Consider the following 13,324-nt stretch of genomic DNA (forward strand, 5'->3'; position numbering starts at 1 on the left):
ATTCAGCCGCGCAATACCGCGCCGACCTGCTCAGCTGCCCGGCGCACGGCCGCGTCTCGCGCGGCACTGGCCTCGTCTTCGGTCAGGGTGCGATCAGCCGCGCGGAACCGCAGGGCGAACGTCAGAGATTTGCGATCCGCGCCGAACTGCGGGCCGGTATAGACATCGAACAGCCGAACATCCTCCAGCAGGTCCCCCGCGCCGGCCCGGACCGCGGCCTCCACCGTCTGCGCGGGCACATCGGCATCCACAACCAGGCTGACATCTTGGAACACGGCCGGAAACGGCGAAACGCTCGGCACTGGGAACGCATCGACGATAGGGATGGCGTCGAGGTTCAACTCGACCGCGCACGTGCCTTTAGGCAGGCCGGAGCGCTCGATCACCGCCGGGTGCAGCTGGCCGGCGTGGCCGACCACGACCTCCCCCACGAGCACTTCTGCGCAGCGGCCCGGATGCCACGGCAGATGGTGAACAGCGCGCAACGTTACCTCGATCGCGCTGGCGCGGGCGATGATTCGCACTGCCTCGAAAGCATCGGCGGCCTCGGTTCGTCGACCATCGCCCCACGGGCCGCGCGGCTCGCGGAGCCCGGTCAGCACCGCCGCGACGTGCTGCGGCTGCCGCGGCAGCGACGCATCGAGCGCAGCGATCTCGTCGTCGGTGGGGCGCCGGTCCACCGGGATCACCTCGACACCCCTGGTCTGCTCGGTCGGCTGCACCACCTGCGCGATGGCGAACAGCGCGACGTCGACGATGCCGCGAGAGACGTTGCGCGACAGCGCCTCAAGCAGACCCGGCAACAAGGTGGTGGCTAAATGCGGCCGATCGGCTTCCAACGGATTGACCACCTGCGTGGTCCTACGCCGGACGTCGTCGGCGGACAGGCCCCAGGCGTCGAAGATGTCGGCGGCCAGGAAAGGCGACGGCAGGATCTCGACGTAGCCGGACAGCGCCAGCGACTTGCCGATCGCGCGGCGGCGGCGCTGCGTAGCCGAAAGTCCGCGGCCGGCCGGCGCCGAGGGCAGCACCGACGGGATGACATCCAGACCCTCCAGCCTCAGCACTTCCTCGACCAGGTCGGCCGGCTGCAACAGATCGGGCCGCCAGCTCGGCGGCGTCACGGTCAGGGTGTCGCCGACATCGCTTACCGCGGCGCCGATCTGGGTCAACCGCCGAGCGGTGGTGCCCGGGCGATAGCTCACCCCAGCAATCCGGTCCGGCAGGTCCGCCGCCAGCGAGATCGCAGGCCCGGCCCAATCGGCGACCGAGTCACCCACTGGCGGCTCACCGCGCCAATCGGTCACCTTCGCCGAGACCTCGCCGCCGGCGATGTCGGCCAGCAACGATGCGCAGCGGTCCAGCGCCGCAACGGAAATGGCCGGGTCGACCTCACGCTCGTAGCGGCGGGCGGCTTCGCTGGGCAGGTGCAGCCGCCGCGCGGTCCGCGAGACCGCGGCCGGATCCCATACCGCGGCCTCCAGCAGCACATCGGTGGAGTCGTCGCGCATCTCGGTGCTGCCAGACCCCATCACGCCGCCGATCGCGGCGGTCGCGACATCGTCGACAATCAGTACGTCGGCGGGGTTGAGCTGACGCTCGACGTCGTCGAGCGTTTCGACTGTCTCGCCGGCCCGGGCGAACCGGACTGCGAGGCCGCCAGTAATCCGGTTGAGATCGTGCGCATGCATCGGATGGCCCAGTTCCAGCATCACGTAGTTCGTCGCGTCGACGGCCGGCGAAATCGCACGGATACCGCTGAGCAACAGTCGGCGCTGTAACCACCAGGGCGACACGGCAGTTGGGTCGATACCGGTGACTGGGCGCAGTGCGAACCGACGCACGCCGGTCTCGGGCTGCACCGTCAGCGGCCAGGCCTCCGCCTCTCGAGGGAGCGCAGGTACGTCGGCGGGGTCGACGAAGTCGAGGTCGTACGCGCAGGCAATCTCCCGCGCTAGCCCGCGCACCGACATGCAGTAGCCCCGGTCCGGCGTGATGGCCAGGTCGAAGATCACGTCGTCGAGCCCGAGTACCTCGACACCACCGGCCCCCGGCTCTGCGGCTCCGGGCGGCAGCACCAGAATTCCGGAATGATCAGCGGCCAAGCCGAGTTCGGCTGCCGAGCAGATCATCCCATCGGAGGTGTGGCCGTAAGTCTCGCGCGCGGCGATGTTGAAGCCACCGGGCAGCGTCGTGCCGGGCAGCGCCACCACGACCAGGTCGCCAACGGCAAAGTTGGTTGCCCCGCAGACGATCTCGCGAGGTTTGTCCTCGCCGACATCGACCTTGCAGGCGCGGATCGGCTTCTTGAACTCGGTGAGTTCTTCGATCGCGGTGACTTGTCCCACCTTCAGCGGCCCGTCCACGGGGCCGAGCGTGATGACCTCTTCGACTTCGTGGCCGATCCGCACGAACGCGTCTTCGAGGTCAGTCGGCGATACGTTCCACCCTGGTGCGCCGGCGCTGACAACTTCACGCAGCCAGCTGTAGGGGACGCGCATCAGGCCCCCACTCCGAACGGCAGCGAGAACCGGACATCGCCTTCGACCATGTCGCGCATATCGGAAATTCCGTTGCGGAATTGCAGGGTGCGTTCCAGGCCCATGCCGAACGCGAAGCCCGAATACTGCTGCGGGTCAATGCCGACCGCGCGCAGCACGTTCGGGTTCACCATCCCGCAACCGCCCCACTCCACCCAGCCGGCACCGCCCTTTTTGTTCTCGAACCACACGTCGACTTCGGCCGACGGCTCGGTGAAGGGGAAGAAGTGCGGGCGAATCCTGGTCCGCGCCTGCGGCCCGAATTCGGCACGGGCGAACGCGTCCAGCGTGCCACGCAGATGAGCCATCGACAGGCGACGGTCCACCGCGAGCCCCTCGATTTGATGGAAGACCGGGGTGTGGGTGGCGTCGAGTTCGTCGGTCCGGAATGTCCGACCGATTGAGATGACATAGACCGGCAACTCGCGCTCCAGCAGGGCGCGCACCTGCACCGGTGAGGTGTGCGTGCGCAGCAACTGTCGTGAGCCGTCCGGCGCGATGTAGAAGGTGTCCTGTTCGCCGCGGGCGGGATGGTCGGCGGGGAAATTGAGCGCATCGAAGTTGAACTGCTCGGTCTCGACTTCGGGCCCCTCGGCCAGTTCCCATCCCATCGCGACGAACGTGTCGGCGATGTGCTCGGCCAAGATCGTGATCGGATGGCGCGCGCCGGTCGGCTGCCGAGTCGAGGGCAGCGTCACGTCGATGCGCTCGGCGATCAGCACCGCCGCATCGCGCTCGGCGCGTAGCGCCTCCAGACGTTCGTCGTAGCTGCGTTGGACATCGCCGCGCGAGGTATTCACCAGCCGGCCGGCGTCAGCGCGGTCGGCCTTGGGCACGGTGGCCAGCGACTGTCGCGCCAGCGCCACCGGCGAGCGATCGCCGAGATGTTCGGTCTTGGCACGAGCCAGCGCGTCGAGATCAGCCGCGGCCGCGAAGGCTAGCCGGGCTGCGTCGACCGCGGCGGTCAACGCATCCGGCGACAGGTCGACGGGTTGGTCAACCACGCGGCGACACTCTCCTCTTCAACGGATAAGCCTTGCTGAGGCCATAACTGCGGGCTGGCGACACGGCGTGACGCGCAAGAGCCGATCATATGTGGTCCCCTCGCCGACGATCGGCAGCCGTCAGCGGAGATTTCCCACTCGCCGTGCGCGCGCTGGCCAGCGAAGCGCCCAGCCTTGAGTAGTTTCGTACAGGTGGCGACGCCCCAAGCTCCCGAACAGATCCCGGCGCAGTACCTGCTGTCGCCGTGCGCCGCGAGCCCACGCACGCTGATCGACATCCTCTACGACACCGCCGCGCGTTACCCGGAAGCCGCGGCGATCGACGACGGCATGATTCAGCTCACCTACAGCGAGCTGATCGGCGACATCGAAGCCAGCGTCGCGTGGCTGGCCGCCCGCGGCATCGGTCGCGGCGATCGCATCGGCATTCGGATGCCCTCGGGCAGCTTTGCGCTTTACGAGGCGATCCTGGCCACACTGGCGGTCGGCGCCGCCTACGTCCCGGTCGACGCCGACGACCCTGACGAACGGGCTGAATTGGTGTTCGGCGAGGCCAACGTCGTCGCGATTGTCAGCGAAGCCGGCATGACGCGCGGCCCGGGCTCCTCGCGGGGCTGGCGCGCAGGTGGCCCGCTTCCCCGCGACGACGCGTGGATCATTTTCACCTCTGGATCGACCGGCACACCGAAGGGCGTCGCGGTCACGCACCGCAGCGCGGCCGCGTTCGTCGACGCCGAAGCACAGATGTTCTTGCAGAACAACGAGATTGGGCCGGGAGATCGGGTGCTGGCCGGGTTGTCGGTGGCCTTCGACGCGTCGTGCGAGGAGATGTGGCTGGCCTGGCGACACGGCGCGTGCCTGGTTCCGGCACCGCGGTCGCTGGTGCGAAGCGGGATGGACCTGGGCCCATGGCTGGTCAGCCGCGACGTGACCGTGGTGTCGACCGTGCCGACACTGGCCGCGCTGTGGCCCGCCGAGGCGCTTGAAGCGGTGCGGCTGTTGATCTTCGGCGGCGAGTCCTGTCCGCCGGAGCTGGCCGCGCGCCTCGCCGTCGAGGGACGCGAGGTGTGGAACACCTACGGCCCCACCGAGGCCACCGTGGTCGCGTGCGCGGCCAGGCTCGACGGTGTCGGCCCGGTGCGGATCGGTTTGCCGCTGGCGGGCTGGGACCTGGCCGTCGTCGATTCCGACGGCCAACCGGTGAACTACGGCGCCGTGGGCGAGCTGGTGATCGGCGGCGTGGGTCTGGCCCGCTACCTCGACGAGGGCAAGGACGCCGAGAAGTACGCGCCGATGCCGACGCTGGGCTGGCGACGGGCGTACCGCTCCGGCGACCTGGTTCGGCTCGAGAGCGACGGCCTGATCTTCTGCGGCCGAGCCGACGACCAGGTCAAGGTCGGCGGTCGGCGGATTGAGTTGGGCGAGGTCGACGCGGCGTTGGTTCACCTTCCGGGAGTCAGCGGCGGCGCGGCGGCGGTTCGGCGGACCGCCGGCGGTACACCGGTGCTGGTCGGCTACGTCGTCAGCGCCGACCCGGATTTCGACATGGCCGCCGCGCGCGCACAGCTCGCCGAGCGGCTTCCCGCCGCGTTGGTGCCGCGCCTGGTCCGCGTGGACGAGTTGCCTACCCGCACATCCGGCAAGGTCGACCGCGACGCGCTGCCCTGGCCGCCGGGTGGCGATGCCGAGCGGACGCCCGAGCTCACTGGGTCGGCGCAGTGGCTGGCCGGCCTGTGGCAGGACCTGCTGGGCGCCACCGTGCCGGGCCCGGAGGCCGACTTCTTTGCGCTCGGCGGCGGCTCGCTGGCCGCCGCACAGTTCGTCTCCGGACTGCGAGATCGGTATCCCCAGGTCACCGTCGCCGACTTGTACGACCATCCCCGGCTGGGATCGCTGGCCGGCTTTCTCGACGAGCTCGAGGCGCCGCCGGAGGTGATCGAGCGGGTGGTGCGACCGACCCCGATCCAGGCGCAGCTCGCGCAGATCGTGCTGTCGGTGCCGCTGGCCACTCTGGCCGCGCTGCAGTGGGTGACCTGGTTGGCGCTGGGAAACAATGTCGCCCGGGCCGTGCATCTGGTCCCGTGGACCGTCGCGGTGAGCTGGTGGCTGGTTGCGGTGGCTTTCGTCGTGTTCGTCACGCCGGTGGGCCGGATGTCGATCGCGGTGCTCGCAGCGCGGCTGCTGCTGCCGAATATGCAGCCGGGGACCTACCGTCGCGGGGGGTGGGTGCATCTGCGGGTGTGGTTGGCCGAGCGGCTCGCCGATGCCAGCGGTGCGGAGAACTTGGCCGGGGCGCCGTGGCTGGTGTACTACGCGCGCGCTCTGGGCGCAGATATCGGCAAGGGCGTCGATCTGCATTCGATGCCGCCGGTGACCGGGTTGCTGACGCTCGGGCACCGAAGCGCGGTCGAGCCCGAAGTGGACCTGCGCGGGCACTGGATCGACGGCGACGCCTTCCACGTCGGCGCGATCACGATCGGCAACGACGCCACGATCGGGGCGCGGACGACGCTGCTGCCCGGCGCCGTCGTCGGTAAGAATGCGGATGTCGCTCCCGGCTCGGGCGTCATCGGGAAAGTCAAAAGTCGTCAGTACTGGAAAGGTTCGCCTGCAGTGAAGTCCGGTCGGGTGAAGCACCCGTGGCCAGACGAACGGCCGGCGCGCAGATCCCACTGGGTCGCCGGGTACGCGCTGACGTCAGTAATGCTTGCGGCGATGCCGCTGACCGCGCTCGTGGCGGGGCTGGCAGTAGTCGGACTGGCAGTGCGCCACACTCACCGGCTGTCGCAGGCGGTGCTACCCGCGCTGGTGTGGACGCCGGTCGCGACGCTGGCCGCTTTGGCGGCTTACGCGGTGATGACGGTCGTGGCTGTGCGGATGCTGTCGATTGGACTGCGCGAGGGCTACCACCCGGTGCGGAGCCGCAGCGGATGGCAGCTGTGGGCAACCGAGCGGCTGATGGACGGCGCGCGAACTCACCTGTTTCCGTTGTACGCGAGCTTGGCAACACCCGGCTGGCTGCGATTGCTGGGCGCCAAAGTCGGCCGCGACACCGAGATTTCGACGGTGTTGCTGACTCCGAAGTTCACCGTCATCGAGGACGGCGCATTCCTGGCCGACGACACGATGGTCGCGTCGTACGAACTGGGCGGCGGCTGGATCTATGCGGCCAAGACGACGGTCGGCAGGCGCGCGTTTCTCGGCAACTCTGGCATCACCCAACCGGGCCGCCGGGTGCCCGACGAAGGACTCGTCGCGGTGTTGTCGGCGGCTCCGCCCAAAGCCAAACGCGGTTCGTCCTGGCTGGGCAGCCCGCCCATGCGGCTGCGCAGGCGGCCCGCCGAGGCGGATACGGCCCGCACCTACGAACCACCGTGGCGGTTGAAGGCGATGCGGGCAACGGTCGAGGCGCTCCGGGTGCTTCCGGTGATGGTGACCGCCGCGATCGGGTTGGCGGTTCTGGGCATCCTGCAGGCGCTGGCCCGCATCGTCGGTATCTGGTGTGCCGCGCTGTGCGGCGGCCTGGTGTTGCTTGCCGCGGGTGGGGTTGCCGCCGCCGTCGCGGTCGCCGCGAAGTGGCTTCTGGTGGGCCGGATTCGGGCAGGCGAGTTCCCGCTGTGGTCGTCGTTTGTGTGGCGCAATGAACTCGCCGACACGTTCGTGGAAACCGTTGCGGCGCCGTGGTTCGCGCGCGCGGCCAGCGGCACGCCCGTCATGAACATGTGGCTGCGCGGGCTGGGAGCCAAGGTCGGCCGCGGTGCCTGGTGTGAAACTTATTGGCTGCCAGAGGCCGACCTGGTCACGCTCGGCCGGGGCAGCACCGTCAACCGCGGCTGCGTGGTGCAAACGCATCTGTTTCACGACCGCATCATGCGGATGGACGCGGTCGTGCTGGAGCATGGCGCAACACTGGGTCCGCACGGAGTGGCGTTGCCGGCGGCCCGGCTCGGCGCCGGGGTGACGGTCGGTCCCGCATCGCTGGTGGTGCGCGGTGACGCAGTACCGAAATCGACACGCTGGCAAGGCAATCCGATCAGACCATGGAATCTGGCCCGGGAGAAGTCCGGCAAGAAGGCTGTTGCGTGAAACGCGATGTCAAGAAGCTCGCGCCCGGCGCTGAGCAGACGGTGATCGACCCGTATCTGCCCAAGAGCGGCAACGTCGGCTATCGGGTATCGCACTATGAACTGGTCCTGGAGTACAAGGTCTCGATCAACCGGCTCTCGGGATCGGTGACGATCACTGCGACGGCCCTCACCGAGCTGGCGGAGTTCACCCTCGACCTGTCCGACGCGATGACGGTGACGAAGGTCTTGGTGAACGGCAAGCGCGCCGCCCACTTCTCGTGCCGCGATCGCAAATTGCGCATTCGACTCTCGTCGAAACTCGCCACCGGGGCGGCGATGTCGGTCGTCGTGCACTACCACGGGTCTCCGCGGCCGCTGCGGTCGTTGTGGGGTGATGTGGGTTTCGAGGAGTTGACCAATGGCGCGCTCGTCGCAGGGCAGCCCAACGGGGCCGCATCGTGGTATCCGTGCGACGACCACCCCAGCGCGAAGGCGTCCTACCGGATTCAGATCAGCGCCGATAACCCCTACCGTGCGGTCGCCAACGGCCGGCTGGTGTCGCGCCGACCGCGTGCGGCGCAGACCGAGTGGACCTACCAACAGCCCGAGCCGACCTCGACGTACCTCATCACCCTGCAGATCGGGATGTACGAGATGACGCGGCTTGGCACGGCGCCGGTGCCGATGCGGGCCGCGTTGCCCGGGCGGCTCCGTCGCGACTTTTATGAAGACTTCGCCCGCCAACCCGAGATGATGGAGTTGTTCGTCGAGCTATTCGGGCCATATCCGCTCGCGAACGGCTACACGGTTGTGGTGACGGACGACGATCTCGAAATACCGCTTGAGGCTCAAGGGATTTCAATCTTTGGGGCCAATCATTGCGACGGCACGCGGGCTAGTGAGCGCCTGATCGCCCATGAGTTAGCCCACCAATGGTTCGGCAACTCCGTAACCGCGCGGCAGTGGCGTGACATCTGGTTGCACGAAGGATTCGCGTGTTATGCGGAGTGGCTGTGGTCCGAGCACAGCGGCGGACCCGGCGCCGACGAACTCGCCCGGCACTATCACGACAAGCTGCGCGAGTCGCCCCAGGATCTGCTACTGACCGATCCCGGCCCGGCCGACATGTTCGACGACCGGGTGTACAAGCGCGGCGCGTTGACTCTGCACGCACTGCGCCGACGACTCGGCGACGAGAAATTCTTTGCGCTACTCAAAGATTGGACGACCCGCTACCGCCACGGCAACGCCGTCACCGACGATTTCACCGGACTGGCCGCCGGCTATTGCGACGAGTCGTTGTCGGAGTTGTGGGACAGCTGGCTGTACTCGCGGGCAGTGCCTTAGCGGGTCGCTCAGCCGTTGAGCGCCGGCTCCGGAGCCAGCTCGTCCAGCGCCAGCCGTCGACGCGTCTTGCGCGAGCGAGCGATGAGCTCAGCCGTCACGGCACCCAGCGCGCCCACGGCCGCGGCAGCCCACATTGACCAGGCGCCGTGCGCCAACAGGAAGAAGCCGAACACCGCGGATACCGCCAGCAGCGCACACCGGACTCGGGTCCAGCGTGCCGGGCCGTCCAGTCGGAGGGAGAACACCATGCCCAGCACCAACGCGATGGTGTGGCCTACGTCGGTGAAATCGTCGCCTAGCGCGGCCGCGGCGATGCCGACCGGGATCCACCAGCCGATCCAGGCCGGCCGCCAGCGCGGAGGTATTGCCGAGGTCAGAGCGCCCAGCACTGCCACCGCGCCGTAGCTCACACCGACATCACTGGCGTGCGACACCGACATCGGTAACCAGCCGAATTTGATCGCCGCGGTCAGGCCGACGGCGACCAGAAGCGTCGCACCGATATGGCCTGTGACGAACACAATGGCCAGCCGGCCGCTCTGCCAGATCAGTTCGGCCAAGGCGAGCAGGCACACCAGGCAGGGCAACCAGAAATACATCGGACCGGCATCGGTGACGAATGCGCTGTCCACCAAGGTGGCCAGGTGACCGTGTGCCAGGTTGTGCAGATTCGTGCTGGCCTGTGCGATGACGTGCGCACGCGCGCGCGGACCGAGGTCAACGAGCACCGCGCTGACGCCGATCAGCACGGCCGCGTAGCCCAAAGTGATCCGCACGCGCGAAAGCCGCGACAATACCTGCAATATCATCGCCATCTACTATGCCTGGGGACTTTCGTCCTCCGAGTTGTCCGAACCTGATAAGTCGCTAACAGTTTCCCTGGACGGCTTGAGCCGATAGATAGCCAAATCGGCTGGAAGACCAGCGGGTTTACTGCCAAAGACCGACCAATGAACGCGTTTGGCCGCGACGCCTAATGTGACCAAGTCGTTGGGGTCGAGGTGGTCGAGTGTGGTCCCCGACACCATGACTCCGCCGCGAGTTGCCCGCTCCATCACTCGCGCGGCGACGTTGACGTCGACGCCCAGCCAGTCGGCTGCCAGCCGCTGCGGACGCCCGGTATGGATGCCCACCCTCATCCGCGGCTTGTAGCCGTCGACGTCGACCGATTTCAACGCTCGTTTGGCCTCCAGCACGGCACCGACCGCGACGAGTGGGTCGGCAAACACCGCCATGGTCCCGTCACCCATCCGCTTGACGATGTGCCCGCCGGCGTCCAGCAGCGGCGGTTCGATCGCCCGCGCCACGCGCCGCAAGAGCTTGAGCGTGGCGTCGTCGCCGGCGTGCAACGACCAGGTGGAGAAACCAACCAGGTCGGTGAAAACGATGGTGACCTCCTGGTTTGCCGGACGCCGGGACACCGCCTCGGTCAAGGCCTGCCACACCTGCAGCGCGCCGAGACCGACCTCGCGAGACGCGCCACCGCGTTCACCCAACAAACGGCCGGTGGCCCGGGCTGCGGCGCGCGGGCCACCCTGACCCGCGGTTGACAGTGGATCGCCGAAATCGGGGTCGCCTGGCAGAACCCGTCGCGCGCGACGGACCAGCGCGATCATGCCGGGGCTTTGATTGGTGCTGCGCAGCCACTTCGTTGCGCCGCGTAAGGACGCCGCCGAATGTCGTCCCGCCTCAGGCGAAGCCGGCGTCGTCACCGTTTGCTCGGGCTCGCCAGACGCCGCGTGAGGCCCGAGTTCCACAACGCTCAGGGTAGGTGGTGTCGGGAGAGACCGGCAACGACCGACATCGTGGTGTCCGACACGATCTGCGATGAACCACCTGATCACGGGGTTGCGACGGCGGAGTGGACACTCGATAACACCCCATCGCGACTCGCACTGAAATCGTAGACAACATGCGTTGTCAACATTATCGTGGTCTCATCATCGCCCACCAGGACCAGGAGGCTGTGATGACAGTGACGTCGATGCCCTCCAAGTCGCGCGCTTCCGCTGCGCGCGAGCCAGTCGATCCGCACGACAAGACTTTGCCGTCGGCGTCCCCGTTGGGGCCTGAGTCACTCACCTGGAAATACTTCGGCGACCTGCGTACCGGGATGATGGGAGTCTGGATCGGTGCGATCCAGAACATGTATCCGGAATTGGGCGCCGGTGTCGAGGAGCACTCGATCCTGCTGCGCGAACCGCTGCAACGGGTGGCGCGCTCGGTGTACCCGATCATGGGCGTTGTCTACGACGGCGGCCGAGCCGCCCAGACCGGTGAGCAGATCAAGCAGTACCACCACACCATCAAGGGCGTCGATTCCACCGGCCGGCGCTACCACGCGCTGAACCCCGAGACCTTCTACTGGGCCCACGCCACATTCTTCATGCTGGTGATCAAGGTGGCCGAGTACTTCTGTGGCGGGCTGACCGAGGCCGAGAAGCGACAGCTGTTCGACGAACACGTGCAGTGGTACGCGATGTACGGCATGAGCATGCGGCCAGTCCCGAAGTCCTGGGAGGACTTTCAGGAGTACTGGCAACGGGTCTGCCGTGATGAGCTGGAGATCAACCAGGCAACGCTCGACATTTTCCAAATCCGGATCCCCAAGCCGAAGTTCGTGCTGATGCCGACACCGGTATGGGATCAGCTGTTCAAACCTCTTGTCGCGGGGCAGCGCTGGATCGCGGCCGGTTTGTTCGAGCCGTCCGTGCGCGAAAAGGCGGGCATGCGTTGGACACCGAGCGACGAAGTGGTGCTGCGACTGTTCGGAAAACTGGTCGAGCTGGCGTTCCTGGCGGTTCCCGATGAGATCCGCTTGCATCCGCGTGCGCTGGCCGCGTACCGCCGCGCCGAGGGCCGTGATTCCGCCGACACCCCGCTGGTCGAGGCGCCCGGCTTCATGGCACCGCCGTCAGATCGCCGCGGGCTGCCGATGCACTACTTCCCGCCGCGCAAATCCATATTCGAGCGCGCCGGCTCGCTGGTGCACACCACGTTCTCGCTGGCCGGTTTGCGCCCGGCACGTGGCCGCGGCAGAGCCGCCTAGCGACCAGAACGGCCGCGCTGCGCTCGGGCACTTTGGTAGAGGCAAATCGCCGCCGCCGCAGCAACATTCAGGCTTTGCGCTCCCCCGGACATCGGAATTTTCACCCGACTGTCTGCCTGTACGGCCAACTGTGCTGACAAGCCGCGCGCTTCCGCCCCGAACAGCCATGCCGTCGGAGCCGCGAGATCGGCGTCATCGAGCGACAGCTCACCATCCACGGTGGTGGCCAGCACCCGCAGCCCGGCAGCCGCCAGCGCACCGATCGCAGCGACCACGTCCGGTGCTACGACCACCGGCACGGTGAAGATGCTGCCCGCCGACGCGCGCAGGCATTTGCCGTTGTACGGATCGACACTGTGGCCGACGAAGACCACGGCGCCCGCACCCATGGCATCGGCGATGCGGATCAGGGTTCCCGCGTTGCCCGGTTCGCCGATCGCGACGCCAACAGCGACCAGCCGGGGCTCGCTGCGCAGAACGTCCTCAAGCACAGGGCTCGGGAGCTCGCAGACCGCCACCAGGCCGGCCGGAGTCACGGTGTCCGACAAAGCTTTCGCGGCGCGTTCGGTAACCAGATGCACCGATGCGCTTTGTTCCGCCAGCAGAACCGCGTGGCGCTCCGCGGCGGCCTCGGTGACGAACATCTCGCGGATCAGTCCGCGCCGCGATGCGGCCTCGACCAGGTTGGCGCCTTCGACCAGGAAGCATTGGCCGCGGCGCCGGGCGACCTGTCGGTGCAGTTTGACCGCGGCAACCACCCGGGCCGATCGTTCAGTGAGCACCGGGTGCGATTGAGATCCGATTGTCCGGCTCCTCCTCAGGCCGTTCCCGCATCGTCGCCGGACCAGATCCGCCGGGCGAGGTTAGGCGGCCTCTCCGGATGGCGCGTTGACGTCGTCGGGCAGTGCGGCCCGCGCGACACCGACCAGCGCGGTGAACGCCGCGGGGTCGCTGATCGCGATCTCGGCGAGGTTCTTGCGATCGACCTCGACGCCGGCGGCCTTCAGGCCCTGGATCAGCCGGTTGTACGTGATGTCGTTGGCCCGGGCCGCGGCGTTGATCCTCGAGATCCACAGCTTGCGGAACTCGCCCTTGCGTGCACGACGGTCACGGTAGGCGTAGGTAAGTGAATGTAGTTGCTGTTCTTTGGCTTTGCGGTACAGGCGGGACCGCTGGCCGCGATAGCCTTTGGAAGCCTTCAGAATGGTGCGGCGCTTCTTGTGGGCGTTGACTGCGCGCTTCACGCGTGCCATGGGGTGTTCCTAACCTCGTGTGGACGTAGTGGTTGTTTCGGGGCTGAACTTGGTGACGGTCGCC

The 13,324-nt window shown here is 67.6% G+C and carries 9 protein-coding genes; 3 read left to right on the top strand and 6 right to left on the bottom strand.

Annotated features, from left to right (window positions below; all coding sequences use genetic code 11):
- Positions 1-2 precede the first annotated feature (2 nt).
- Positions 3-2,501, bottom strand: coding sequence for a phenylalanine--tRNA ligase subunit beta (gene pheT / locus WAO18_RS17850; RefSeq protein WP_422207563.1), 2,499 nt, complete (start codon positions 2,499-2,501; stop codon positions 3-5).
- On the bottom strand, positions 2,501-3,544 hold the full coding sequence (gene pheS / locus WAO18_RS17855) for a phenylalanine--tRNA ligase subunit alpha (protein ID WP_422207564.1): 1,044 nt from the start codon (positions 3,542-3,544) through the stop codon (positions 2,501-2,503). The genes pheT and pheS overlap by 1 nt, the downstream gene beginning before the upstream one ends.
- 192 nt (positions 3,545-3,736) lie before the next feature.
- Here pheS and WAO18_RS17860 point away from each other — a divergent pair, with 192 nt between their 5' ends.
- Entirely contained in the window at positions 3,737-7,630 is a 3,894-nt protein-coding gene (locus tag WAO18_RS17860) for a Pls/PosA family non-ribosomal peptide synthetase (protein WP_422207565.1), read from the top strand.
- Positions 7,585-8,958 (top strand): M1 family metallopeptidase, encoded by a 1,374-nt coding sequence (locus WAO18_RS17865; RefSeq protein ID WP_422207566.1) that lies wholly within the window; start codon positions 7,585-7,587, stop codon positions 8,956-8,958. The genes WAO18_RS17860 and WAO18_RS17865 overlap by 46 nt, the downstream gene beginning before the upstream one ends.
- An 8-nt stretch (positions 8,959-8,966) precedes the next feature.
- Here the strand turns inward: WAO18_RS17865 and WAO18_RS17870 are convergent, their stop codons facing one another.
- A complete protein-coding gene (locus WAO18_RS17870) occupies positions 8,967-9,767 on the bottom strand; it encodes a rhomboid-like protein (protein ID WP_422207567.1) in 801 nt (266 codons plus the stop codon).
- Positions 9,768-9,776: 9 nt separating this feature from the next.
- A complete protein-coding gene (locus WAO18_RS17875) occupies positions 9,777-10,715 on the bottom strand; it encodes an adenylate/guanylate cyclase domain-containing protein (RefSeq protein ID WP_422207568.1) in 939 nt (312 codons plus the stop codon).
- A 212-nt stretch (positions 10,716-10,927) separates the two neighbouring features.
- Here WAO18_RS17875 and WAO18_RS17880 point away from each other — a divergent pair, with 212 nt between their 5' ends.
- Positions 10,928-12,007, top strand: coding sequence for an oxygenase MpaB family protein (locus tag WAO18_RS17880; RefSeq protein ID WP_422207569.1), 1,080 nt, complete (start codon positions 10,928-10,930; stop codon positions 12,005-12,007).
- On the opposite strand, the gene WAO18_RS17885 is transcribed toward WAO18_RS17880, so the two are convergent.
- Together WAO18_RS17885 and rplT are read right to left on the bottom strand one after the other, a co-directional pair.
- A complete protein-coding gene (locus WAO18_RS17885; protein WP_422207570.1) occupies positions 12,004-12,789 on the bottom strand; it encodes a TrmH family RNA methyltransferase in 786 nt (261 codons plus the stop codon). The two genes, WAO18_RS17880 and WAO18_RS17885, sit on opposite strands and share 4 nt — an antisense overlap.
- A gap of 81 nt (positions 12,790-12,870) precedes the next feature.
- Positions 12,871-13,260: a 50S ribosomal protein L20 gene (gene rplT / locus WAO18_RS17890; protein WP_422207571.1), complete on the bottom strand. Its 390-nt coding sequence runs from the start codon at positions 13,258-13,260 to the stop codon at positions 12,871-12,873.
- Between the last annotated feature and the right edge of the window lie 64 nt (positions 13,261-13,324).

The sequence above is a fragment of the Mycobacterium sp. genome, assembly GCF_049278535.1.
Classification (GTDB): Bacteria; Actinomycetota; Actinomycetes; order Mycobacteriales; family Mycobacteriaceae; genus Mycobacterium.